The organism is Aeromonas sp. QDB03, assembly GCF_027707985.1.
GTDB lineage: Bacteria > Pseudomonadota > Gammaproteobacteria > Enterobacterales > Aeromonadaceae > Aeromonas > Aeromonas hydrophila.
Map to the genome: position 1 here is coordinate 1 of NZ_JAPCJG010000013.1, position 22,722 is coordinate 22,722.

21 protein-coding genes (1 of these 21 only partly in view) are annotated in these 22,722 nt (G+C 60.7%); 10 read left to right on the forward strand and 11 right to left on the reverse strand.

Annotated elements, in window-relative coordinates:
* The first annotated feature begins 349 nt into the window (after positions 1–349).
* Positions 350–982, forward strand: a complete 633-nt coding sequence (locus tag PG900_RS20540) for a LysE family translocator (RefSeq protein ID WP_158196702.1) — start codon at positions 350–352, stop codon at positions 980–982.
* Positions 983–1,064: 82 nt separating this feature from the next.
* On the opposite strand, the gene fis is transcribed toward PG900_RS20540, so the two are convergent.
* Both fis and dusB read right to left on the reverse strand, forming a co-directional pair.
* On the reverse strand, positions 1,065–1,361 hold the full coding sequence (gene fis / locus PG900_RS20545; protein WP_005309538.1) for a DNA-binding transcriptional regulator Fis: 297 nt from the start codon (positions 1,359–1,361) through the stop codon (positions 1,065–1,067).
* A 25-nt stretch (positions 1,362–1,386) separates the two neighbouring features.
* Positions 1,387–2,352, reverse strand: coding sequence for a tRNA dihydrouridine synthase DusB (dusB, locus tag PG900_RS20550; protein ID WP_011707259.1), 966 nt, complete (start codon positions 2,350–2,352; stop codon positions 1,387–1,389).
* Positions 2,353–2,642: 290 nt separating this feature from the next.
* Between dusB and PG900_RS20555 the strand changes: the two genes are divergently transcribed.
* From PG900_RS20555 to PG900_RS20570, 4 genes are all read left to right on the forward strand, one after another.
* Positions 2,643–4,031, forward strand: coding sequence for a TolC family protein (locus tag PG900_RS20555; RefSeq protein ID WP_270802424.1), 1,389 nt, complete (start codon positions 2,643–2,645; stop codon positions 4,029–4,031).
* Positions 4,032–4,104: 73 nt separating this feature from the next.
* Positions 4,105–5,109: an HlyD family secretion protein gene (locus PG900_RS20560; protein ID WP_270802426.1), complete on the forward strand. Its 1,005-nt coding sequence runs from the start codon at positions 4,105–4,107 to the stop codon at positions 5,107–5,109.
* On the forward strand, positions 5,109–6,254 hold the full coding sequence (locus PG900_RS20565) for an ABC transporter permease (protein ID WP_270802428.1): 1,146 nt from the start codon (positions 5,109–5,111) through the stop codon (positions 6,252–6,254). Before PG900_RS20560 ends, PG900_RS20565 begins: the two co-directional genes overlap by 1 nt.
* Before the next feature lie 64 nt (positions 6,255–6,318).
* Entirely contained in the window at positions 6,319–7,539 is a 1,221-nt protein-coding gene (locus PG900_RS20570; RefSeq protein WP_270802430.1) for an ABC transporter permease, read from the forward strand.
* A 59-nt stretch (positions 7,540–7,598) separates the two neighbouring features.
* On the opposite strand, the gene PG900_RS20575 is transcribed toward PG900_RS20570, so the two are convergent.
* The 3 genes from PG900_RS20575 to PG900_RS20585 all read right to left on the reverse strand — a co-directional run bounded on the left by PG900_RS20575 (position 7,599) and on the right by PG900_RS20585 (position 9,970).
* Entirely contained in the window at positions 7,599–8,234 is a 636-nt protein-coding gene (locus PG900_RS20575; protein ID WP_270802432.1) for an SDR family oxidoreductase, read from the reverse strand.
* Between the two features lie 134 nt (positions 8,235–8,368).
* Complete coding sequence (locus tag PG900_RS20580) at positions 8,369–9,223, reverse strand: DnaA ATPase domain-containing protein (RefSeq protein ID WP_270802434.1); 855 nt, start codon at positions 9,221–9,223, stop codon at positions 8,369–8,371.
* Between the two features lie 69 nt (positions 9,224–9,292).
* Positions 9,293–9,970 (reverse strand): DnaT-like ssDNA-binding domain-containing protein, encoded by a 678-nt coding sequence (locus PG900_RS20585; protein WP_270802436.1) that lies wholly within the window; start codon positions 9,968–9,970, stop codon positions 9,293–9,295.
* A 340-nt stretch (positions 9,971–10,310) separates the two neighbouring features.
* On the opposite strand from PG900_RS20585, the gene PG900_RS20590 reads away from it, so the two are divergent.
* Positions 10,311–11,282: a response regulator gene (locus PG900_RS20590; RefSeq protein ID WP_017410997.1), complete on the forward strand. Its 972-nt coding sequence runs from the start codon at positions 10,311–10,313 to the stop codon at positions 11,280–11,282.
* 73 nt (positions 11,283–11,355) lie between these two features.
* Here PG900_RS20590 and PG900_RS20595 read toward each other — a convergent pair whose 3' ends face one another.
* The 3 genes from PG900_RS20595 to PG900_RS20605 all read right to left on the reverse strand — a co-directional run bounded on the left by PG900_RS20595 (position 11,356) and on the right by PG900_RS20605 (position 14,293).
* Positions 11,356–12,753: a peptide MFS transporter gene (locus PG900_RS20595; RefSeq protein ID WP_011707249.1), complete on the reverse strand. Its 1,398-nt coding sequence runs from the start codon at positions 12,751–12,753 to the stop codon at positions 11,356–11,358.
* A gap of 213 nt (positions 12,754–12,966) precedes the next feature.
* The gene (gene galU / locus PG900_RS20600) at positions 12,967–13,878 is read right to left on the reverse strand and encodes a UTP--glucose-1-phosphate uridylyltransferase GalU (protein ID WP_270802442.1); all 912 of its coding nucleotides are present in this window, start codon (positions 13,876–13,878) and stop codon (positions 12,967–12,969) included.
* A gap of 94 nt (positions 13,879–13,972) precedes the next feature.
* On the reverse strand, positions 13,973–14,293 hold the full coding sequence (locus PG900_RS20605; protein ID WP_270802444.1) for a ComEA family DNA-binding protein: 321 nt from the start codon (positions 14,291–14,293) through the stop codon (positions 13,973–13,975).
* Positions 14,294–14,460: 167 nt separating this feature from the next.
* Between PG900_RS20605 and cysQ the strand changes: the two genes are divergently transcribed.
* Positions 14,461–15,231: a 3'(2'),5'-bisphosphate nucleotidase CysQ gene (gene cysQ / locus PG900_RS20610; protein ID WP_270802446.1), complete on the forward strand. Its 771-nt coding sequence runs from the start codon at positions 14,461–14,463 to the stop codon at positions 15,229–15,231.
* An 80-nt stretch (positions 15,232–15,311) separates the two neighbouring features.
* Here cysQ and PG900_RS20615 read toward each other — a convergent pair whose 3' ends face one another.
* The 3 genes from PG900_RS20615 to PG900_RS20625 all read right to left on the reverse strand — a co-directional run bounded on the left by PG900_RS20615 (position 15,312) and on the right by PG900_RS20625 (position 17,795).
* A complete protein-coding gene (locus tag PG900_RS20615) occupies positions 15,312–15,608 on the reverse strand; it encodes a YciI family protein (RefSeq protein ID WP_270802447.1) in 297 nt (98 codons plus the stop codon).
* Positions 15,609–15,633: 25 nt separating this feature from the next.
* On the reverse strand, positions 15,634–16,185 hold the full coding sequence (locus tag PG900_RS20620) for a septation protein A (protein WP_024946223.1): 552 nt from the start codon (positions 16,183–16,185) through the stop codon (positions 15,634–15,636).
* 104 nt (positions 16,186–16,289) lie between these two features.
* A complete protein-coding gene (locus tag PG900_RS20625) occupies positions 16,290–17,795 on the reverse strand; it encodes an aminotransferase class V-fold PLP-dependent enzyme (protein WP_259232737.1) in 1,506 nt (501 codons plus the stop codon).
* Positions 17,796–18,019: 224 nt separating this feature from the next.
* On the opposite strand from PG900_RS20625, the gene trhA reads away from it, so the two are divergent.
* The 3 genes from trhA to PG900_RS20640 all read left to right on the forward strand — a co-directional run.
* Positions 18,020–18,655: a PAQR family membrane homeostasis protein TrhA gene (gene trhA, locus PG900_RS20630; RefSeq protein ID WP_016351856.1), complete on the forward strand. Its 636-nt coding sequence runs from the start codon at positions 18,020–18,022 to the stop codon at positions 18,653–18,655.
* 118 nt (positions 18,656–18,773) lie between these two features.
* Positions 18,774–20,435, forward strand: a complete 1,662-nt coding sequence (locus tag PG900_RS20635; protein WP_017411002.1) for a putative transporter — start codon at positions 18,774–18,776, stop codon at positions 20,433–20,435.
* A 228-nt stretch (positions 20,436–20,663) separates the two neighbouring features.
* On the forward strand, positions 20,664–22,722 hold the 5' portion of the coding sequence (locus tag PG900_RS20640) for a retention module-containing protein (RefSeq protein WP_270832140.1). It continues 4,874 nt past the right edge of the window; the window shows 2,059 of its 6,933 coding nt (coding positions 1–2,059); the start codon lies at positions 20,664–20,666; its stop codon lies off the right edge, out of view.

The window sequence follows — 22,722 nt, forward strand, 5'->3', positions numbered from 1 at the left end:
GAGTAGGACACTGCCAGGCACCCAATACAAGAAACCCCGCTCATCTGAGCGGGGTTTTTTATTGCCTGAAATTCAGCGTGTTGTGGTCTTGGTGCCAGCTCTAATTATTGCTCCCCCTTTGTCGTGAATACTTCAGTACCGCTAGATTGGTGTTGTTGAACTCTCGATATCTCGATGTTTATCTCCTCATTTTCAAATCTCACCATTCCCTCCGTCCATCGGATCTGATCGCTTGTAGCACTTGAACTGTCCAGCTATTCCATTCGTCGATGATCACTATTGCTGCTGCGGGGGATGACAAGGAAGGCGGGATCCATAGACTGTCTCTTTCAGGCATAAGGAGCTGTGTATGTTGGGGATCCACGATCTGGCGTTGTTTGTCGTATCCGGTCTGCTGTTGAACATGATGCCGGGACCGGACTCCCTGCTCATCATGCTGCGCAGCGGGTCACAAGGTTGGCGGGCCGGTTCGGTGGCGGCGCTGGGAATAGGGACGGGCACCATGGTGCATGTGCTGGCGGCGGCGCTGGGACTGTCGGCTCTGCTGAGTGCCTCGGCCGAGCTGTTCACCGTCATCAAGTTGATGGGGGCGCTCTATCTGGTCTATCTCGGCGTGTCTATGCTCTGGCAGAGGAGTGGCACTTCAACGTCTGTGGATGGGGCTGTGTCGCTGCCTGCGCTCTCCTACGGCCGGATCTTCCGGCAAGGGTTGCTGACCAATGTGCTCAATCCCAAGGTAGCCCTGTTCTTCCTCGCCTTTGTTCCCCAGTTCATCGCTCCCGATGCACCGCAGAAGGCGCTGGCCTTTGTCGTGCTGGGCTGCATCTTCAATTTCAACGGCATGATCTGGTGCCATCTGCTGGCCTTCTCGACCGCCTATGCGAGTCGCAAGGTGACCTTGCCTGGCTGGTTGGGCCGCTGGCTCAACCGCTTGATGGGAGGCTTGTTCGTGGGGCTTGGCATCAAGCTGGCGGTGGAGTGAGAGGGTAAACGCCGGGCATAGAAAAAGGCGTATCCCATCGCTGGGATACGCCTTCGTCTGCACTGCAGCAGGCTGACTGAAATCAGTTCATGCCGTAGCGCTTGAGTTTCTTGCGCAGAGTACCGCGGTTGATGCCCATCATCACGGCGGCGCGAGTCTGGTTACCACGGGTGTACTGCATGATCACGTCCAGCATGGGAGCTTCGACTTCGGAGAGAACCATATCGTACAGATCAATCACTTCCTGACCGTTCAACTGGGCCAGGTAGTTACGCAGGGCCTGTTGCACAGAGTCACGCAGGGGGCGCTGGGTCGGCTCGGCAGCGTGATTGTGAGTAGTTGTTACCAATGCATCAGAAGTCAGGGTTTGTTCGAACATATTCGGTCGGCTCTTTAGTTATGCGTTAACCTAATCCATCGAAATACGCTTCGAGTGCCTCGAGTTGTGCATCTGCACAATCCAGGGCATTGAAGTGCTTACGGAATTCTCGGCCCGTCTCTTCTTCATCCAGATACCAGCCCACGTGTTTACGGGCAATGCGCGCTCCCAGATATGCACCATAAAACTGGTGCAGGTTGGTTACATGCTCGTTCATCAGGGTGCGAACCTCTTCCCTTTCGGGAGGCGGCAGCTTGGTGCCCGTCTCAAGAAAATGACGGATTTCCCGGAAAATCCAGGGTCGTCCTTGCGCAGCACGGCCGATCATCACGGCATCAACGCCGGTATAGTCGAGGACATACCGGGCCTTCTCCGGGCTGTCTATGTCGCCATTGGCGACAACAGGAATCGATACGGCCTGCTTAATCGCCCTGATAGTGTCGTACTCCGCCTCGCCCCGATAGAGGTCGGTACGGGTACGACCATGCACGGCAAGGGCCGCGATACCGCAATCTTCGGCGATTCGGGCGATCTCCTCGCCATTGCGGTTATCCGGATCCCATCCTGTGCGGATCTTCAAGGTGACAGGTACCTCCACTGCGTCCACTACGGCCCGGCAGATGGTTCTGACCAGGTCGGGTTGGCGCAGCAGGGCGGAACCTGCCAGCTTCTTATTCACTTTTTTTGCCGGACATCCCATGTTGATGTCGACGATCTGAGCGCCCTGCTCCACGTTGTAGCGGGCAGCAAACGCCATCATCTCGGGGTCGGCTCCGGCAATCTGGACCGATCGCAAGCCACCTTCTGCAGAGTGATCCATTCTCATCCTGGTTTTCTGGGTATCCCAGACATCCGGGTTGGCCAGCAGCATCTCGGAAACGGCCATGCCGGCGCCCAATCGCAAACAAAGTTCACGAAATGGTCGGTCTGTTACACCGGCCATGGGAGCCACAATCAGGGGAGTTTCAAGCGTGTGGGGACCTATCTGCATTCCACGGTTACCATCGGCTTAGGGCGGCGTATATTACGCATTTTTTAGTCAGGAGAAAAGGTTAGTATTTGAGCGTCAGCCATTTTTTTCTGAAAAAAACGTCGTGCCAAGGCTTGCAAATTCAGGAGTGCTTGAAAATCAGGCATATTGTCGGGGTGAGTTTACGGGGCCAAATGAGCGAGGGACTCGACGATTTGCCTGTCCCCATCCGGTTGGGGTTTGCGCTATGATAGCGAGCTTGAATCGAGCAAAGGCTCCAAACAATTTTATTACAAACAGATTGGGGATGTATGACGTCAAGGTTCATCAAATCTCTCTACCCGTGTCTGCTGGGTGCCGTGCTGGGTTCTGCCCAGGCACAGACCGTCAGTTTCGGCGAGGCCTGGAGCCGGGTCATCCAGCAGGATGACGGGCTGGCGGCGGAACAGGCCGGTGTGGACCGGGCGCAACAGTTGCGCGAGGCGGCCAAGGCCATGTATCTGCCCGACATCAGTCTGGGGGCGGATTATGCGCGCATTTCCAAGCCGGATCTGATGGGGTTGGACGACAAGCTGGAAAATTCTCCCGCATTGGGCGCCATTCTGGGGCAGATGGGGATCGACTCCAAATGGCTGGCCTCGTCGCTGACCGAGCAAAATCGCGTCACCAGTTCGGTCAGAATGCTCTGGCCCCTGTTTGTCGGGGGGCGGATCGATGCGATGCAGGATATTCGGTCCGCACAGGTGGATGAAGCCAAGGAGTTGCTGGCCATCAAGCAGCAAGCCAGCTTCGAGAGCCTGTCCCAGACCTATTTCGGCGTGGTGCTGGCGGCGCAGGTGGTGCAGACCAAGCAGGAGATAGAGCAGGGGCTGGCCCGCCATCTGGATCATGCCAGGAAGCTGGAAGCCCAGGGCCAGATCGCCAAGGTCGAGCGGCTGTCGGCCCAGTCTGCCTATGACAGGGCGCGCATCGATACCCAGAAGTCCCGCCGCAGCCTAGAGATCGCCGAGCTGGCGCTGGATCGCATGATCAAGCTCAAGGGAGCCGAACCGGCTACCCAGCTGTTCATCAATGACGATGTGCCCCCCTTGGCGGCCTTCGTCGAGGATACGCTGACGGTGCACCCGGGTCTCAAGATGCTGATCGCCAAGCGTGAGCAGGCGAAGGCGATGATCCGGGCCGAGAAGGGCAAATATGCACCCGAGCTCTTCATGTTCGGCAACTACAACCTCTACGAACGAGATACCCTGGCCGCGAAGATCACCCCTGACTGGGTGGTCGGGGTCGGCGTCAGCATGCCGCTGGTGAGCCGCGACGGCCGCTCCGAGACGGTACAAGCGGCCAAGAGCGCCGAGCTGCAGGTCAATCTGCTGCAGGCCAAGACCCGCGAGGATCTGGAGCTGCTGGTCGAGAAGACCTGGCGCGAGGCGGCGCAGGGGCTGGAAGAGTACCAGTCTCTCTCTTCCACTCAGGCGCTGGCCGAGGAGAACGTGCTGCTGCGGGACAAGGCATTCGGGCAGGGGCTCTCCACCTCGCTGGATGTGGTGGATGCCCAGAACCAGCTGGCCGGGGTCAAGACCCAGCGTGCCGCTGCCGCCTATCAATATGTGATCTCGCTGGCGCGCCTGTTGGCACTCTCCGGTCAGATGAACAGTTTCAATCAATATCAGCATGGTCAGGCGATCGAGGTGAATTCATGATCGCGGCCCTGTCTGTCCCGTTTTCCATGTCTGTTTCGACCGCCAAGGGTCGCCCGTTTGTCGAGGTGAATGCATGAGTCATCCCCCCATCAAGAAGAAGATGAGCCAGGCCAAGCCGCTGCTGCTGCCACTGGCGCTGGTCCTGCTGGTGATCTGGCTGGGCTGGCGTTTCTGGCTCGCCTATCAGCCCGAGCCGGTGCGCTTGCAGGGCCAGGTTGAGGCGCAGCAGTATTCGGTCTCCTCCAAGGTGGCGGGCCGCATCGACGAGGTGCTGGTGAAGAAGGGTGACCGGCTGGCCCGGGATCAGCTGGTGTTCACCCTGGCCAGTCCCGAGATCGAGGCCAAGCTGAGCCAGGCCAAGGCGGGTCAGGCTGCGGCCGGGGCCATGGCCGAGGAAGCAGAGAAGGGCGCGCGTGCCCAGCAGATCGCGGGTGCCAAGGATCAGTGGCAAAAGGCCAAGGCGGCAGCCCTGCTGCGGGCCAAGACCTATGAGCGCATCGCCAGCCTGCACCGGGATGGCGTGATGCCGTTGCAGAAACGGGATGAGGCCTGGACCGCCTGGCAGGCAGCCAAGTACAGCGAAGGCATGGCCTGGCAGCAATACCAGATGACCCTGGAAGGGGCGCGGGAAGAGACCAAGGTGGCGGCGCGCGAGCAGGCCAACATGGCGGCGGGTTCGGTGGCGGAAGTTGAGGCCTATCTGGCCGATACCCGCATCGCCAGCCCGCACGCGGGGGAGGTGTCCCAGGTGCTGCTGCGCAGCGGTGAGCTGGCGCCACAGGGCTTCCCTGTGGTGACCCTGCTCGATATGCAGGATGCCTGGGCCCAGTTCCATGTGCGCGAAGATCTGCTGCCCCGTTTCGCGCTGGGCACTGAGTTCGATGCCACCATTCCGGGCCTGGGTGAGCAGACGGTGCGCTTCAAGGTGACCCACGTGGCCGTGATGGGGGATTTTGCCACCTGGCGTGCCACGGATACCCGTCAGGGCTTCGACATGAAGAGCTTCCAGGTGGAGGCGCGCCCCTTGCAACCGGTTGACGGTCTGCGAGTCGGCATGAGTGTGCTGGTCGAACTCTGATGAGACGCGAATGGCGGCTGTTGTGGCAGGATCCGTTCGGTCGTGCCCTGATGAGCTGGGTTCCCTTGTTGTTGATGGGGACTATCTGCTGGATCTTCTCGGCCGGGCTGGCCCGGGATCTCAACGTTGGTCTGGTGGATCTGGATCAGAGCGTCCTCTCCCGTCAGCTGGCGTTCTCGCTGGACGGTTCCGCCGGTCTGCGCCTTGCCGGCCAGTTCGACTCCATCGACGAGGGGGCACGCGCCCTGCGCGGGGGGGACATCTATGCCCTGGTGGTGATCCCTCACCATCTGGAGCGGGATGCCCGTCAGGGTACCCAGCCCAAGGTGACTGTGTTCAACAACAGCCAGTTCATCCTGATCGCCAAGCTGGTCAACTCGGCCTTGTCCCAGGTGGTGGGGACCCTCAACGGCCAGGTGGGCGTACTGGCCGCCATGGCCGATGGCAAGGTCATGTCCGGCGCCCTGGGGCAATCCGTGCCCATCAGCAATCAGGTGACGGCGCTCTACAACATCAACTCCAGCTATGCCCAGTTCCTGCTGAGTGCCCTGTTGCCGGCGGTGTGGCAGATCCTGGTGGTGCTCTATGGGATCAACGCCCTGGCCCGCACCGATCGGCTGGGGCTGGACTGGACCAGCCAAGGGGTCTGGTTCGGCCTCTGGCGCACTTTGCTGCCCCATGTGTTGATTGGGTGGGCCTGGGGTCTGGCGTGGAGCCTGATGCTGTTCAAGGCGTTTGGCTATCCGATGCAAGGCAGCTGGCTGGTGCTGACACTGGGACTGGGGCTGGCTTCGGCCGCCTGTGTCAGCATGGGGGCCTTCTTCTACGGCGTCATCCGGGATCCGGCCCGCGCCCTGTCGCTGGCGGGCGCCTATACGGCACCGGGCTTTGCTTTCATGGGCGTGACCTTTCCGGTCAGTGCCATGGGAGACTTCGCCCAGTTCTGGCGCAGCCTGCTGCCCATCTCCCACTATGTGGAGCTGCAGATAGGGCAGACCAACTACGGCCAGCCGTTCGCTGCGGCCCTGCCCCAGCTCGGCGCCTTGCTGCTGTTCCTGCTGCCCCTGTTGCTGGTTGTTCGTCGTTACCAGCAGCAGGCCGAGCTGGCGCGCCAAGCTGCCGATAAGGAGCCTGCCTCATGCTAGATTTTTGGGGTTTGATACGGCTCGAACCGTGCTCTGCTGCCGGGCAGTGGAAGGAGTGGATGTCATGCTAGGTTTTTGGGATCTGCTGCGGCTGGAGCTGCGTACCCTGCTGGCCGATCGGGCCATCATGCTGACCCTGTTTGGTGGTGTCTTCTTCTACTCCTTCCTCTACCCGCAGCCCTACCTGCAGCAACTGCCAAGGGAAGAGCCTGTGGTGGTGGTCAATGAGGATGGCAGTCAGCTCTCCCGTCAGCTGGAGTTCATGGCCGATGCCACCCCGCAGGTGAAACTGGTGGCACGGGCCAACAGCCTGGAAGAGGCGCGCCAGCAGCTGATGGCGGGGAAGGGGAGCGGCATACTGCACATTCCCCGTCACTTTTATCGGGATCTGATGCAGGGCAGGAGCGTCACCCTGAGCTATGCCGGTGATGCCTCCTACTTCCTGGTCTACGGCACCATAGCCGAGGGGCTGGCCCTGGCGGGTGGCAGCCTGGCGGCCCAGATCAAGGTCACGCGTCTGCTCAGTCAGGGTGAGGCGCTGCCGCAGGCGGCCATGGGCTGGAACTCGGTGGGGCTCAATGTGCTGCCGGTGTTCAACCCCACCATGGGCTATGTGAACTACGTTGTGCCCGCCGTGTTCGTGCTGATCCTGCATCAGGTGCTGCTGATGGGCACCGGGATCCTGGGGGCAACCCAGAATCAGCGCAGCGGTCGCGGGGAGTCTGGCTATTGGCAGAGCGCCCCCGTGCTTGCCCTGCTGCTGGCCAGAACCTTGGTGGTGGGCGGGCTGTTCGTGCTGCCGGTGACCTACTTCTTCGGCTTCTGTTTCGATCACTACAACATAGTGCGCACCGCCGAGCCGGCCGAGCTGTGGCTGTTCACCCTGCCGTTCCTGCTGGCAACCACCTGGCTTGGCATAGTGCTGGGGGCCCTGTTTACCCGCCGGGATCTGCCGACCCAGGTGGTATTGCTCTCCTCCATGCCGCTGGTCTTCCTGGCAGGCTTCATCTGGCCGCTGGAGCTGATCCCGACCCCCCTCAACTGGCTGGCCCAGTGGGTGCCGAGCACCCCGGCCATCGAGGGCTTCTTGCGCCTCAACCAGATGGGGGCCGAGTTTGCCCAGGTTTCCCGCTACTGGTGGCAGTTGTGGGGGCTGGCACTGCTTTACGGCGCTCTGGCTTGTCTGCTGCTGCGCTGGCGCCAGCGGTCGCTTGTGGACGAGGCTGCCGCGTCGGGCGGGGTGGCTGCGGAGACGGCAACTGAGCCTGGCCCCTCTGCCAGCTAGACGACATCAGACAGTAAAACGGTCAGCCCTGGGGCTGACCGTTTTATTATCCGGATTGCTCACCCCCGGCTGAGGGTGGGATCGCCTATGGCGTAGATCTGTCCCACTGCCCGCTCATCGTTCAGCAGTTGCAATCCATGGTCCGCCACATCGGCGCGGCGCACCAGACCGTGCACCTCGCTCCCCTGGCTCAACACGGCCTGCCCTGTGGCCTCGCCATCCTGCAAGCCGGCCGGGCGAACTATGGTCCAGGTCAGCGCGCTGGTCTGCAGCCAGCTCTCCGCCAGACTCTTCAAGCGTACCTCGTGACCGAAGGCGGCCCTGGCCCGCTCGGGCAGGTATTGCCAGCTGTCACCGCAACCCAGCGAGGTGACCAGCAGCAGACGTTTGAGCCCGGCCAGCTCCATCTGATCGATCACCTGGCGGTTGCCTTGATAATCGACGGGGGTCGGCTGGCGGAAGCTGCCGAGGGTCGAGATCACCCCGGCCTCGTCACCTGCGAGTGAGCAAGCCTGCGCGACGGCCTGATGGTCGAGGGCGTCTCCCTCAACCACCTCGACTCCCAATGCGCGCAGCTCGGCGGCCATCTCCGGGTTACGGACCAGGGCCACGACCCTGTGGCCCTGGCGCAGGGCGTGTTCGGTGAAGGCGCGGCCCAGCCCGCGGCTGGCTCCGAAGATGAGTGTGGTTGGCATTGTGCTGCTCCCTGTGATGAAAGGGGTAGCCTAGAGGGTTGGCGTAGCGCTGTAAATGAGAGTTGTTTTTATTTGAGGGGGTTAGCAGGAGAAATGCGGCGAGCCGCGGGCGGGTGGCCCGGGCTCGCACAGGATCAGCCGTTGTAGTGGCCTATGTTGGGGCGACGGCTGGGACCGCTCAGGTGGATATCCACCGGATTGAACGCCTTGATCGCCTCGAAGCTGAAGTCGCCGATAGCCTGATGCAGGCTCTGCGGGCTGTGGTTGGTGATGATGATGACGCTTTTCGACAGGTTGCGCCGGCGGCGCAGCAGGTGGCCGAGGAAGCTGGACTGGCTCTCCGCCATCTTGGCGCGGTTGGCCGACACCTCGTCGATGATCAGCAGGTCGACCTCTTCCAGTGCACGGCGGTACTGGTTGCGCTCCTCCTGATCCTGGATCACGTTGAAGAAGAGGCGGTCCACTATGGAGGCCCACTGCTGGAAGATCACCGATTTCTGGTGACGTTCGATCAGTTCATGGGCCACGGCGCCCGCCAGGGTCGACTTGCCGGTGCCGTAGTCGCCATAGATCAGCATGCAGCCGCCGCCGCTCTTCTCCCAGTGCTCGAAGCCGCTGATGAAGTAGCGAGCCGTCTCCATGGGGTATTGCAGCGCCGGATCGGTGGCATCCATCTTCTCGAATACCCAATCCGGGTTGAGGTCGGCCTGGGCGATCAGCTTCTGGATCCGCTCCTGGCGAGCCGCCTTCTGCAGCTCGCGCACCTCGGCGTTGGCCTTGGCGTCGTACTCCTTGCGCAGGGTTTCGTAGTCGTACTGGCTGCCGCCGGTCTCTTGCTGAAGGCGACGAATGCGCTCCAGCAGGCCTCCTACGTGGCGACTCAATTCCGGATCGTGAATGCGATGATCCTGCTTGGCCTTGGCGATCTTCTGGCGCTTGGCTTCGATCTCTTCCAGCTCCTGGCGCAGGGGATCGTGCGGGTCAGTCATGGAATGCTCCTTCTGCTCGGTCTGGGGTGGGGATAGGTCTCTGATTTTGCCTGCTGGCGGTGCCTGCTATCAATCATTATCCGGTTCCCGTGGCTGGCCGGCCAGCCGCTTGGCCTCTTCGATCATCTCCTGGGCCCGCTTGCTTGGGCCCGCCTCGACCGGTGCCTGGGTCACCTGTTGGTAGCCCTGCACCTCCATCGGCTTGCGGCGGGTATAGCGGCGGGTCTTGAGGGCGCGGATGAACTTGAGCATCCACTGGTGCTGGGAGTCGAACACCTCGGGCCGCCCCAGCCAGTAGGCGATGAACTCGCCGAGATCCTCTTCGCTGTAGCTGGCATCGATCACCCCGCACAGGCGGGCGAGGGCTGGCAGCTCTGCATCCGGGCGCCATTGCAGGTGCATCTGGAACGGGCGCTCCGGCAGCGGGCTGCGCACCCGCTGGGTCAGCAGTGGCAGCTGGAACGGGCACTGATGGTAGTGCTCACTGTCTTTTTGCGCCTCGACTTGCAGCAAACCCGCCTCCATCAGCTCATCGAACAGCTCGGTCAGCTGGCGAGCATTGACCTGAAAGGAAAAACCGCTGGGATCGCCCGGGTCGACCACCGCCAGCGCCCGGCCGAGTTCGGGGTAGTTGAGCCTGGCCAGCTGATTTTCCAGCACCAGTCGGCGCAGCTGCAGGGTATAGAGGCTGCGGGCCGGGTGGGACAATCTGGGATGGGCGAGGGCGCTGTATTCGGCAGGGGTCATGGCATGCTTCATTGACGGACGTGGCGGTATTATCCCCCATGGCGGAGCCTCATACAATTGATGGCATGCCCGGCACCGCCGGCGGGTGGCCGGCTCGCCCGCGATCGGGGTTGCTTGTTTTCGTATGACGCTGTTTTTTTGTCAGCCAAGTTGCAAAGCGGAGAAAAAGCTGGGTTTCGATGAGCATCATTAGCTGCTTTATTTCAAGCAGTTGGCCGCCAGAATAGCTAGCGAGCATGGATTTTTCGGCGATTATTCAATCATCTGATTGGTCAATGCAGTCGGTTATGGTCTAGGCTTGAGGCTAAATAACTGGTTGACTAATAAGAGCTTTATCAAGATGTCAAAAGCCGGACTACGGATCCTGGTGGTGGAGGACGAAGCGGTTTTTCGCCACTCGCTGGTCAATTATCTCGCTCACGATGGTGCCTGCGTTTTCCAGGCCGAAGACGGCATTGAAGGTCTCTCTGCCGCTGCCCTCTATCACCCCGATGTGGTGTTATGTGATTTGAACATGCCCAACATGGATGGGCATGAGGTGATCGCCTGCCTCACAGCCCGCTACCCCCATATTCCTGTCATCGTCATCTCGGCCCAAAGCAAGATGGAGGCGGTCGAGCGAGCGCTGCGCGCCGGCGCCCGCGATTTCCTGCTCAAGCCCATCTCTGACTTCGGCCAGGTGCGTCGCAGCATAGAGCAGTGCCTGAGCGCCAACCACGGTTATGGACAACAGCTGGAGTTGATGGAGCACATCGACTTCTTTCGCGAACACGACCAGGCGGCGACCCGGCTGCTGGCCTGGTTGAAGCCGCCGGGCTTGCAGGAGTGGGGGCCCTGGCAGGTCACCTTTGAAGGGATGGGCAATCTGTTCATTCCCGATACCTTCAAGGTGGATGACAAGCTGCTGGTGCTGGTGATGGAGCTGCCGATCCTCGGGGTGGATGCCGCCTTCTGCGGCGCCCTTGTGCGCTCCCTGATGAACGCCCCGTATCGCCAGTTTCAGCGTGGCGAGAGTCTGCTGCTGACCCAGCCCCACCGGTTGCTTGATTACCTCAATCTGCAGCTGGTCGAATCCGGCCTGCGCCACTCCTTCGCCATGGCCGCCCTGTTGTTTGATCAGGAGGACGGGCTGGTCTTTGCCAATGCCGGGCTGACTTCGCCCCATTGGTTGGTGCGCTCTGGCGGCCTGCCTCTCGGTCTGCTGCGTACCAGCCACTACGCCTTGCACAGGCGCAGCTGGCATGAACCCTTTGATCTGCAGTTTCGCAGTGACAGCGGCAGTGCCCTGCATGTGCAGGTTCGACATCATTGAGGCCGTGTCAGACGGCCACATACAAAGAGGGCGCCCAATGGGCGCCCTCTTTGTTGCTGACAATCTTGACCGCTTAGACGGCGGCAGATTGCAGCTTCTTGTCGTGTTCCTGCGGCTCTTTGGCCGGACCTTCTGCACCGTGCATCCAGTAGACCAGGCGATTGGCCATGGTCAGCAGGATCAGCGCGCTGATCACGGCGGCCAGTGCGATGCCACCGAAGATGGCCATGGCACCGGATTCGCCGACGAAGGAGCCGATGAAACCGGCGGCATAGTTGGCCAGGGCCACGAAGCCGAACCAGGCACCCATCATCAGGGAGGCCAGGCGCAGCGGAGCCAGCTTGGTCACCATGGAGAGGCCGATCGGGGAGAGGCAGAGCTCGCCCAAAGTGTGGAACAGGTAGGCACCGACCAGCCAGAACATGGAGGTCTTGACGGCCTGATCACCACCTTGCTCCAGCACGGCACCGATCATGAACAGGAAGCCCACGGCCAGGAACAGCAGACCCATGGCGAACTTCACCGGGGAGTTCGGCTCTTTCTTGCCGAGCTTGATCCAGATGGCGGCAACGATGGGGGCCAGCGTGATGATGAAGAAGGGGTTCAGGGACTGGAACCAGGCGGTCGGCACTTCGAAGCTGCCGATCATGCGGTCGGTATACTCCTGCGCGTACAGGTTCATCAGACCACCGGCCTGCTCGAAGCCAGCCCAGAAGATGATGGTGAACAGACCCAGCACCAGGATGACCTTAATGCGATCCACTTCTTGCTTGGTCAGCGGAGCCTTCTGCTCCTTGGAGCGCTGCTCGGCGGCGCGCTGGGCGGCCGGCACGCGGCCGATGTCACCCAGGAAACGCTGAGCCATGGTGGCCTGTACCACCAGGGAGAGCAGCATGCCGATACCGGCGCTGACGAAGGCGGCTTGCCAGCCATAGGCGGTTGCGGCAGCGCCACAGATCACGCCGGCCAGCAGGGAGCCCAGGTTGATACCCATGTAGAAGATGGTGAAGGCACCGTCACGACGGTGGTCACCTTCCTGATACAGGTCACCCACCATGGTGGAGATGTTGGGTTTGAACAGACCGTTACCCACGATAAGCAAGCCGAGACCCGAATAGAAGACGGTGTTGACCATGTCCGGGAACATGGCGTGCGGCAGCGCCAGGGTAAATTGGCCGGCGGCCATCAGCACGGCACCAAACAGAATGGCGCGGCGTTGGCCGAGGAAGGTATCTGCCAGCCAGCCGCCGATGATCGGGGTGATGTAGACCAGACCGGTATAGATGCCGTACAGCTTGAGGGCATCGGCCTGAGTCCAGCCCATCCCGCCGTTGGCAGTCATGTCAGTCAGATAGAGCACGAGCACGGCACGCATGCCGTAATAGGAGAATCTCTCCCACAGTTCGGTACTAAAGAGCAAAAAAAGCCCTTTAGGGTGACCTAAAAAGGTCCCTTTGGACGGATTATTCATTGGAACTTCCACCTGTGTCTTATATTTTTTTAGAAATTTTATGCAAGGGCTAGGAACAAGCCATAATCCTTATAGAACAAGCGTGATTAAATTACAATATTATGATTTAGCGATATTTTATCTATCAATGGTTGAATATATGTTTATAAAATGAAAAAGGGCATCGAATGATGCCCAGTGTTTTATTCTATTAATAGGTTAAATATTCAGCTATTACAGCTGCTTGGCAAACTGTTTCAACCAAGTGATAAATTCGCCGTTCAGTTCCGGATGGCGCACTGCATATTCCACATTGGCTTTCATGTAACCAAACTTGCTGCCGCAGTCGTGGCTGCGCCCTTTCATGAAGTAGGCATTCACCTGCTCCTGCTCCATCAGCATGGCGATGGCATCGGTCAGCTGGATCTCGTCACCGGCACCGGCGGGGGTCTTCTCCAGCAACGGCCAGATGTTGGAAGAGAGCACGTAACGGCCGACCACGGCCAGATTGGAGGGGGCCTCGTCACGGGGCGGTTTCTCGACGATGGCCTGCATCGGCAGAGACATGCCCTCGCTCAGCGCTTCTCCCTTGATGTCGGCGATGCCGTATTTGTCCACTTCGCTCTCGGGGACGGCTTCCACCATGATCTGGCTGATGTGATCCTCTTCGAACATGTGCACCATCTCGGCCAGGTTGTCCTGCTTGAGGTCGCTGGAGACCTCATCGATCAGCACGTCCGGCAGCAGCACCGCAAACGGGTTGTCGCCGATCAGCGGACGGGCGCAGAGCACTGCGTGTCCCAGACCTTTGGCTTCCCCCTGGCGGACGTGCATGATGGTGACGTCTTTCGGGCAGATGTGTTGCACCTCTTTCAGCAGTTGCCGCTTGACCCGCTTCTCGAGGGTCGCTTCCAGCTCGAAGCTCTTGTCGAAGTGGTTTTCGATGGAGTTCTTGCTCGAGTGGGTGACCAGAATGATCTCCTTGATGCCGGCGGCGATGGCTTCGCGCACTACATACTGGATCAGCGGTTTGTCGACGACGGGCAGCATCTCCTTGGGGATGGCCTTGGTGGCTGGCAGCATACGGGTGCCCAGACCGGCGACGGGAAGAACGGCTTTGCGTACAACGAGCGGTGTCTTTTTCATGGAGAGAGTCCAGAGATACAAAGTGGGCCCATGATACCCGAAGAAAAATAGGGCAGCCACAGGCTGCCCTTATGATGAAAGGGGTATGGATCGGTTACTTGACGATAATCATGTCCCGATTTGCTTCCAGCGTGGCTGGCCCGATGCCGCTCACATCGGCCAGCTGATCCACGGTAGTGAACTTGCCCTGCTTCTCGCGGTAATCGACGATGGCCTGAGCCTTCTTCTCGCCAATGCCCTTGAGCGCAGTCAACTCATTGATACTGGCGGTGTTGAGGTTCACCTTGCCGCTCTCCTTGGCGGTAGTGACCGTGGTTGCCGGCTTGGTAGCAGGCTTGTCGGCGGCCAGCAGAGGCTGGCTGAGCAGGGGCAGGCAGCTCAGCAGCAGGGTGGCGGTCAGGGTCTTGTAGTTCATGGCGGCACGTCCTTGTGTGGTTTGGTATGCCTATTGAGAATTAGCCGAGTCGCGCCACTTTTTGTCTGTCATATATGACACTGTATAAGTCAGAGCAAACGGCTATAAGCTTCCTTTATCCAAAATAGGTACAATATGCTAACCATTTGACCAGGATGTCTTTTCTTATGTTTTTTCCCGCGATTTCCGAGCTGGAGCCCATCGCCCGTGCCGCCGGTAACGCCATCATGGCCATCTACAGTCAGCCCTTTGCGGTAGAGTACAAGCAGGACGAAAGTCCCTTGACCGCCGCCGACAAGGGCGCGCACGAGGTGATCGTGCAGGCGCTGGCCCGGCTGACGCCCGAGATCCCCGTGCTGTCGGAGGAGTCCGACCCTGAACTGATGACCGCGCGACTCGGCTGGCCCCGCTACTGGCTGGTGGACCCGCTGGACGGCACCAAGGAGTTCGTTTCCCGCAACGGTGAGTTCACCGTCAATATCGCCCTGATTGAAGAGGGGACTCCGCGCTGGGGACTGGTCTATGCCCCGGTATTGGACCAGCTCTGGTATGGCGGCAAGGGGCTGGGGGCCTGGCGGGTGGCTAATGGCAAGCGTGAGGCTATCCAGAGCCAACCTCATCAGGAAGGTATGCCTTGGCGGGTGGTAGGCAGCCGCAATCACCTCTCCCAGGCCACCCTGGATTACCTAGCGGGCTTTGGTGACATGGCGCGGGGCGAGATTGAGCTGGTCTCCATGGGCAGTTCGCTCAAGTTCTGCATCATCGCCGAAGGGGGGGCCGAGCTTTACCCGCGCCTCGCCCCCACCTGCGAGTGGGATACCGGTGCGGCGCAGGCGGTGCTGGAGGGGGCGGGTGGCAGCGTCACCCAGCTCGATGGCTCGCCGCTGTGCTACAACAAGCCGGACATCCTCAACCCCTGGTTCGTGGCCAAGGCATAAAACGGGATATCGGGATACAAAAAGGCCGGACTGGCGTGAACTGCCAGTCCGGCCTTTTTTATTTCGCTATTCGCGTTGGGTCAGAAGACCTTCTTGAACGGCTTGATGGTCACCTTGGCATAGACACCGGCCGCCACATAGGGATCGGCATCGGCCCAGGCCTTGGCATCCGCCTGTGAGGCGAACTCGGCGATGACGGTGCTGCCGGTAAAGCCGGCATTGGCCGGATCCTCGGCATCGATGGCCGGGTTGGGGCCGGCGGTGAGCAGCCGCCCTTCATCCTGCAGCGCCTGTAGCCTGGCCAGATGGGCCGGGCGCGCCTGCTTGCGCAGCGGCAGGCTGCCCTGGACATCTTCGGAATAGATGAGATACCACATGAGACGATCCTTTTCTTGATGGCAGTTATTTTTTCATTTCATTTTTCTGCTCGGCGGGCAGGTGGCGATAGAGATAGACACCGCTTAGCAGAGTGAATACCAGGGTCATGCCAAGCAGACCGAATACCTTGAAGTTGACCCACATCTCCTGCGGCAAGTTGAAGGCCACATAGAGGTTGAGCAGGCCGCAGACGGTAAAGAAGCCGACCCAGCCGAGGTTGACCCTATCCCAGACGGGATCCGGTGCTTGCAGCTCCTTGCCCAGCATCTGCTTGATCAGGTTTTTGCCAAAGCCGTAACGGCTGATGAGCAGGCCCAGCGCAAACAGTACGTTGATGACGGTGACTTTCCACTTGATGAAGGTGTCGTCGTGGAAGAAGACGGTGAGACCACCGAAGAAGCCGACCAGCAGGAAGGTGAACAGCTGCATCTTCTCGACCTTGCGATAGCGGATCCAGCTGTAGGCGAGCTGCAGACCGGTCACCACCACCAGGGCACCGGTCGCCATGTAGATGTCGTAGAACTTGTAGACTGCAAAGAAAACGATAAGAGGAATAAATTCAATAAATTGCTTCATGTCTGGCTCGTCGCCCTCAAAAGTGGACCGCAAAATTTGATTCAGTGTACCTGCCCGATGGGCAACGGCAAATGAATAAGACCGCTCATTCGCCAGCCAGTTCCTCAGCCAAATAGCTGCCTTGCGATCTCGGCGCCCAGCCGCTGCTGATCCGCCAGCAGATCGCGGATGTGGCGCTCTTCGATGAGCGGATTGAGCAGCACGGCCCGCAGCAGGGTGAGCGGCTGGGTGCCGTAGCGCCCCACTGCGCGCTGGGTGCGGGAGACAAAACTGTGCCCCTCGGCGCGCTGAGTCTTCTGCAGGGCAACGTTGAAGGTATTGACCTGTTCGTTGGCGGCCTCGTCCAGCACCTTGCCCTGCAGATGAGGGGGGATGCAGCGATAGGAGAGCAGGTTCATCACCGGGGCCGACATCAGTTCGAAGGCTGGATCCTGGTCGATAAGGCCGGCCATCAGGCGGGCCCGGTCGTAGTTGGCCTCGATGAGCTCGGCATAGCCCTGCTGGCCGAACAGCTGGAAGGCGGCATCCAGATAGAGGGCGTTGGCCGGGCGGGTGCCCTCCAGGGTAAAGCGCCCCTGATCAAAGGAGCTGGCGCGGATGGCGTAGGGGGCTTCCCGCTTGACCGCCATCATCAGGTCTGGCTGGCGGCAGAGCAGCATGCCGGTACCTAGCGGCACCAGCAGTTGCTTGTGGCCATCCAGGGTGACGGTATCGGCTCGCTCGATCCCCGCCAGCAGCGCCTGATAGCGGGGGGAGAACAGGGTCGGGCCGCCCCAGGCGGCATCCACGTGGAAGTGGATCTGCTCGCGCTCGGCGATGTCCGCCAGCTCAGGCAGCGGGTCGATGGAGCCGAAATCGGTGCTGCCGGCCACGCCGACCAGTGCCAGCACCTTGAGTTTCTGCTCCTTGCATTGGGCAAGGGCCTGCTCCAGCGCGGCCATGTCGAGCCGGTTCTGGTCATCGGTGGGGAGGCGCCAGACGCTGCGCGCCCCCAGCCCCAGCAGATCCATCCCCTTGTCGAAGGAGTAGTGCATCAGCCGCGAGCCCAGGATGACGGCGCCGCGATAGCCCTGCTCATAGAGCGCGAACAGGTTGTCGCCGCAGGCGCGGTTGCGGGCCAGCCAGAGGGCGGTGACGTTGGCGATGGTGCCGCCGCTGGTCATGACGCCGAGGGCGGCATCCTTGGCATGCATCTGGGCGTCATAGAAGAGATCGTCGGCGCGATAGATGAGACGGTGCAGTTTGGCCAGCACCTCCCGTTCCAGAAAGCTGAGCAGACGGGAGGACTCCATCTTCATCGGGTTCTGGTTGAGCATCACCACCAGGCGGGACAACTCGGCGGTGAAGGCCGGTAACGGGGCCGTCATGTGGCCCATGTAGCGTGGCGAGGTGAGGTGGGATGCGCCAGGCACCAGGGTGGCCAGCCGGGCCAGGTACTCATCCATGGCGATGCCGGTGGCCGGCATGCGGGATTGATCGAGCTGGTGGGTGAACTGCTCGCGCTGGTAGGGAGCCTGACTGTCATCCGAGTGGTGGAAGGTCTCCAGCAGATCCGTCATGGCCTGGCCGAAGGCCGGATCCGGTAGTGCAAACAGTTCAGTCAACTTCATCAGGTTCTCCAGACCGGGTTGCCAGGGAGTCACTGGGTGGTGAGCAAGCGCGGTGGCAACAGCTACGTGGGCATCGGCCGCAGAGCATACACCAAAGGCCAGCGGGTGACAGCCATGCGCATCTCCTCAACGCACGGCAAATGGCATGAAAATCACTTTAAGCTAACACTTGTACTCTGAAATGGCGGCAGCTAGAGTGAGCGCAGTTTGGGCAGGAGTATGCAATGAGCAGTGTGACGGATTATTCGCCCCGCGAGGAGCTGGCCAACCGCCTCAGCCACGGCCTGGGGCTGGTGTTGGGGATCCTGGGGTTGGTGTTGTTGTTGAACAAAGGCTGGGCACAGGGCCCTCAGGCGCTGGTCAGTTACAGCCTCTATGGTGGCAGCCTGGTGTTGCTTTACTTGGCCTCGACCCTCTACCACAGCATGGCGGAAGGGCCGGCCAGACGCTGGTGCAAGGTATTCGACCACTGCGCCATCTATCTGCTGATCGCCGGTACCTATACTCCCTTCCTGCTGGTGGCACTCGACACGCCGCTGGCACAGGGGTTGATGGTGGTGATCTGGGGGCTGGCACTGGCGGGGGTGGTGTTCAAGCTGCTCTTCATCAACCGCTTCAAGAAGCTGTCGCTGTTTACTTATCTGATGCTGGGCTGGCTGTCGTTGCTGGTGGTCTATCAGCTTTACATCCATCTGGAGGGGGAAGGCTTGCTGCTGCTCGGGTTGGGTGGTCTCATCTACAGCCTGGGGGTGATCTTCTATGTGGCCAAGCGCATTCCCTACAACCACGCCATCTGGCATCTGTTCGTGCTGGGGGGCAGCGTTTGTCACTTTATGGCCATTTATGGCTACGTCGCCTAACTAGCCCTTAATTGGTATTTTTTGCTGCTCAAAAGGATAAATTCGTGCGGTATCACACAGTTGGCGGCGGCGTTTGCTGACAAGCTAGGGACAGTTCAATTCGCAAAGGATGCACGAAATGAGTGATATCGCGCTTTCTATCAGCATGTTGTCGCTGGTGGCAGTGCTGGGGCTCTGGCTGGGGAACTGGCGGGTCTATGGCGTCGGTCTCGGGATCGGAGGGGTGCTGTTCGGCGGCATCATAGTGGGCCACTTCGCCGGCCTCTCTGGGCTGGCGCTGGATGAGCAGACCCTGCACTTCATTCAGGAGTTTGGCCTGATCCTGTTTGTCTACACCATCGGCATTCAGGTCGGTCCCGGCTTCTTCTCTTCCCTGCGCAGCTCCGGTCTCAAGCTCAACGGCTTCGCCGCCCTGCTGGTACTGCTTGGCTGCGCCGTGGCGGCAGCCCTGCACCAGCTGTTCGACGTGCCGCTGCCGGTGATCCTGGGGGTCTTCTCCGGCGCCGTGACCAACACCCCTTCACTCGGTGCCGGCCAGCAGATCCTGGCGGAGCTTGGCGCTGCGCCCGGTTCCACCGGCCTGATGGGGATGGGCTATGCGGTCGCCTATCCGTTCGGCATCTGTGGCATCTTGTTGACCATGTGGCTGATCCGCATGTTCTTTCGTATCAAGATCGACGAAGAAGCAGCCCAGTTTGAACAACAGGCCGGCAAGACCAAGGAGAGTCTGCAGACCATCAACATCGCGGTGCGCAATCCCAACATCCACGGTCTGATGCTGAGCGAGATCCCGAGTCTCGACGAGGCAGACGTCATCTGCTCGCGCCTCAAGCGTGGCGAGGAGCTGATGGTGCCGCGGCCAGATTCGCGCATCGAACTGGGCGACCTGCTGCACCTGGTGGGTGAGCGGCACGCCCTGCGCAAGGTGCTGCTGGTGCTGGGGGAGGAGGTTGAGACCTCGCTCTCCACTCGCGGCACCGATCTGCGGGTAGAACGGGTTGTGGTGACCAACGAGCAGGTGCTCGGCAAGAAGATCCGCGATCTCGACATCAAGCAGAAGTATGACGTGGTGATCTCGCGCCTCAACCGGGCCGGCATCGAGCTGGTGCCGACCAGCCAGACCAGCCTGCAGTTCGGCGACATCCTCAACCTGGTGGGACGACTCGACGCCATCGAGGCGGTCACCAATGTGGTGGGCAACGTGCAGCAGAAACTGCAGCAGGTGCAGATGCTGCCGGTGTTCATCGGCATCGGCCTCGGCGTGCTGCTCGGCTCCATCCCCTTCTATCTGCCCGGGTTCCCGGCCGCACTGAAGCTGGGCCTGGCGGGTGGGCCGCTGGTGGTGGCGCTGATCCTGTCGCGCATCGGCAGTATCGGCAAGCTCTACTGGTTCATGCCCCCCAGTGCCAACCTGGCGTTGCGGGAGATCGGCATAGTGCTGTTTCTGGCGGTGGTGGGCTTCAAGTCTGGTGCCGGCTTCATCGATACCCTGATCAACGGCGATGGCCCGGCCTGGATGATGTATGGGGTGGCGATCACTCTGATCCCGCTGCTGGTGGTCGGGGTGCTGGCCCGTCTGTACGGCAAGATGAACTACCTCACCCTGTGCGGCTTGCTGGCCGGTTCCATGACGGATCCTCCCGCCCTGGCGTTTGCCAACGGCATGCACCCCACCAGTGGTGCCAGTGCCCTGTCGTACGCGACCGTCTATCCGCTGGTGATGTTCCTGCGCATCATCTCACCCCAGTTGCTGGCCATCCTGCTGTGGGCTGGCGCCTGATATGAAGCCCTTGACGGGGGCACTCGCAGTGCTCCCGTCATCAAAATGCAACACATTGATCATCTTGATTTTATTTTCCATCCCCACCGTTGTTGACCCTTCTGTTTAACCGACCGTTCCAGCCTCAAATCAGTCTATCCATTCGAATTTTCTAACTGGTTTCCGGCGCCATTCGCGGGCACATTAGACGGTGGAATATTGCATGCCAATAGAGATTCAGGAGAGAACATGAGCAGCCACAATATCGCATTGGATCAGGACGTCGTCGTTACCCAGTTGAAAGGCAAGGTTTACCTGGTGGCTGCTGATGGCAGCCAGAAGCAGCTCGCCGAAGGCGATATCCTGCCCAAGGATGCGGTGCTGATCACTCCTGAAGGCGCCAGCTTCAAAGGCGGCAACCAGACTTTCACCCTGAGCCCGACCCACGAGCAGCAGGTTGAGGATGAAACGTCTCAAGAGCCGCAGCTTGCCCAGAATGTGCCGTCCGGCAATCCCAATGACATCGCGGCCCTGCAGCAGGCCATCCTGGGTGGCGCCGACCCGACCAAGGCATTTGAAGCATCTGCCGCAGGTGGGGCGCCTGCCGCCGGTGGTGGTGGCATTGGTGGCGTGGCTGGCGCCAGTGGCAACGGTGGTTTCGTTACCATCGATCGTACCGGTGATGCCACCATAGCGGCGGCCGGTTTTGATACGGCCAACCAGACCGATGCCGGCGTGATTGCTGATGCACTGCCGGGTGAAGAGAACCGCCTGATTGATCTCGTCCCGCCGGTGATCTCCGTCTCCGCACCTGACAATACCAACGACACGACCCCGACCATCACCGGAACCACGGATGCCGACGCAGGCAGTATTGTGACCCTGCTGGTGACCGATGCCAATGGCAACCAGCAAACCCTGATCACCACCGTCAATCCGGATGGCACCTTCAGCGTGGACGTGACCACTCCGCTGGTTGATGGCTCCTACACAGTAACGGCCAGCGTCACCGATCCGGCCGGCAACACCGGCACCGCGACCGATGACGGCAGCGTGGACAGTACCGCTCCCTCGGCGCCACAAGTGGAAATCCAGGACGGCGCGGACAATGTCATCTCCGCCAACGAGCGCGAAAACGGGGTGGATGTCATCATTCGGCTGCCGGGCGATGCCAAGGCTGGTGATCGTCTCGATGTGGACTGGAACGGTGATGGCGTGCCTGACTCCAGCAGAATTCTGACGACCGACGACATCGGCCGTACCCAGGTCACCCTGACCATCCCTACCACGGATCTGCCGGTCAACGGCCCCATCACTGTGGATGCCACCCTGACCGACCCGGTGGGCAACACTTCGCCAAAGGGGACCGACAACAGCGTGGTGAATGCCGCGCCTCTGCCGGGTGACGACCAGTTCACCGTGGGGGAGGACGGTACCGTCACCATCAATGTGCTTGGCAACGACACGGATGTGGATGGCGATCGTCTCACCATTACCGCCATCAATGGCCAGACCATTGCCGAAGGCGGCACGGTAGCGATCAGCAATGGTTCCGTCACCCTGAGCAATGGCCAGCTGATCTTCACGCCGGCTCCGGATTTCAATGGCAACATTGCGTTTGAATACACCATCACCGATGGCCTGAACAGCGCCACAGGCGGCGTGACCGGGACTGTTACGCCGGTCAACGACGCGGCTGTCATTACCGGCACCGATACTGGCGGCGTGGTGGAAGACGAGACCAACCCGCTGCTGACCGAGACCGGTACCCTGAGCGTGACCGACGTGGACGGCGCCGACGAGGCCAAGTTCCTGGCCGGCAACGGCACCCCGAGTGCCGGTGCACTGGGCAGCCTGACCATCACCGAAGGCGGTGCCTGGACTTACAACGTCGACAACAGCAAGGTGCAGTACCTGGGCGAGGGCGAGACCAAGGTCGAGACCTTCACCGTGGCCTCGGTCGATGGCACCACCCACACCGTGACCGTGACCATCACCGGCAGCAACGACGCGGCGGTGGTGAGCAGCGCCAACGTGACCCTGACCGAGACCGATGCACCGCTGGTGACCGGCGGCACCCTGACCGCGACCGACGTGGACAACCCGGACAACACCTTCACCCCGATCACCGTGGTGGGCCAGTACGGCGAGTTCACCCTGGCGAAGGACGGCCAGTGGACCTTCACCGCCAACAGCGCGTTCAACGAGCTGAACGTGGGTGACAAGGTGAGCGAGAGCTTCGGCGTCACCAGCGTGGACGGCACCAAGTCGAGCGTGACCGTGACCATCACCGGCAGCAACGACGCGT

Excerpts from the sequence above, each read along its gene's own strand:
- PG900_RS20625 (WP_259232737.1), bottom strand. The coding sequence starts at position 17,795 with ATGAAGTTGACTGAACTGTTTGCACTACCGGATCCGGCCTTCGGCCAG.
- cysQ (WP_270802446.1), top strand. The coding sequence starts at position 14,461 with ATGTTTTTTCCCGCGATTTCCGAGCTGGAGCCCATCGCCCGTGCCGCC.
- PG900_RS20585 (WP_270802436.1), bottom strand. The coding sequence starts at position 9,970 with ATGACCCCTGCCGAATACAGCGCCCTCGCCCATCCCAGATTGTCCCAC.
- PG900_RS20555 (WP_270802424.1), top strand. The coding sequence starts at position 2,643 with ATGACGTCAAGGTTCATCAAATCTCTCTACCCGTGTCTGCTGGGTGCC.
- PG900_RS20615 (WP_270802447.1), bottom strand. The coding sequence starts at position 15,608 with ATGTGGTATCTCATCTATTCCGAAGATGTCCAGGGCAGCCTGCCGCTG.
- fis (WP_005309538.1), bottom strand. The coding sequence starts at position 1,361 with ATGTTCGAACAAACCCTGACTTCTGATGCATTGGTAACAACTACTCAC.
- dusB (WP_011707259.1), bottom strand. The coding sequence starts at position 2,352 with ATGCAGATAGGTCCCCACACGCTTGAAACTCCCCTGATTGTGGCTCCC.
- trhA (WP_016351856.1), top strand. The coding sequence starts at position 18,020 with ATGAGCAGTGTGACGGATTATTCGCCCCGCGAGGAGCTGGCCAACCGC.
- PG900_RS20590 (WP_017410997.1), top strand. The coding sequence starts at position 10,311 with ATGTCAAAAGCCGGACTACGGATCCTGGTGGTGGAGGACGAAGCGGTT.
- PG900_RS20575 (WP_270802432.1), bottom strand. The coding sequence starts at position 8,234 with ATGCCAACCACACTCATCTTCGGAGCCAGCCGCGGGCTGGGCCGCGCC.
- PG900_RS20580 (WP_270802434.1), bottom strand. The coding sequence starts at position 9,223 with ATGACTGACCCGCACGATCCCCTGCGCCAGGAGCTGGAAGAGATCGAA.
- PG900_RS20540 (WP_158196702.1), top strand. The coding sequence starts at position 350 with ATGTTGGGGATCCACGATCTGGCGTTGTTTGTCGTATCCGGTCTGCTG.
- galU (WP_270802442.1), bottom strand. The coding sequence starts at position 13,878 with ATGAAAAAGACACCGCTCGTTGTACGCAAAGCCGTTCTTCCCGTCGCC.
- PG900_RS20560 (WP_270802426.1), top strand. The coding sequence starts at position 4,105 with ATGAGTCATCCCCCCATCAAGAAGAAGATGAGCCAGGCCAAGCCGCTG.
- PG900_RS20565 (WP_270802428.1), top strand. The coding sequence starts at position 5,109 with ATGAGACGCGAATGGCGGCTGTTGTGGCAGGATCCGTTCGGTCGTGCC.
- PG900_RS20635 (WP_017411002.1), top strand. The coding sequence starts at position 18,774 with ATGAGTGATATCGCGCTTTCTATCAGCATGTTGTCGCTGGTGGCAGTG.
- PG900_RS20570 (WP_270802430.1), top strand. The coding sequence starts at position 6,319 with ATGCTAGGTTTTTGGGATCTGCTGCGGCTGGAGCTGCGTACCCTGCTG.
- PG900_RS20605 (WP_270802444.1), bottom strand. The coding sequence starts at position 14,293 with ATGAACTACAAGACCCTGACCGCCACCCTGCTGCTGAGCTGCCTGCCC.
- PG900_RS20595 (WP_011707249.1), bottom strand. The coding sequence starts at position 12,753 with ATGAATAATCCGTCCAAAGGGACCTTTTTAGGTCACCCTAAAGGGCTT.
- PG900_RS20620 (WP_024946223.1), bottom strand. The coding sequence starts at position 16,185 with ATGAAGCAATTTATTGAATTTATTCCTCTTATCGTTTTCTTTGCAGTC.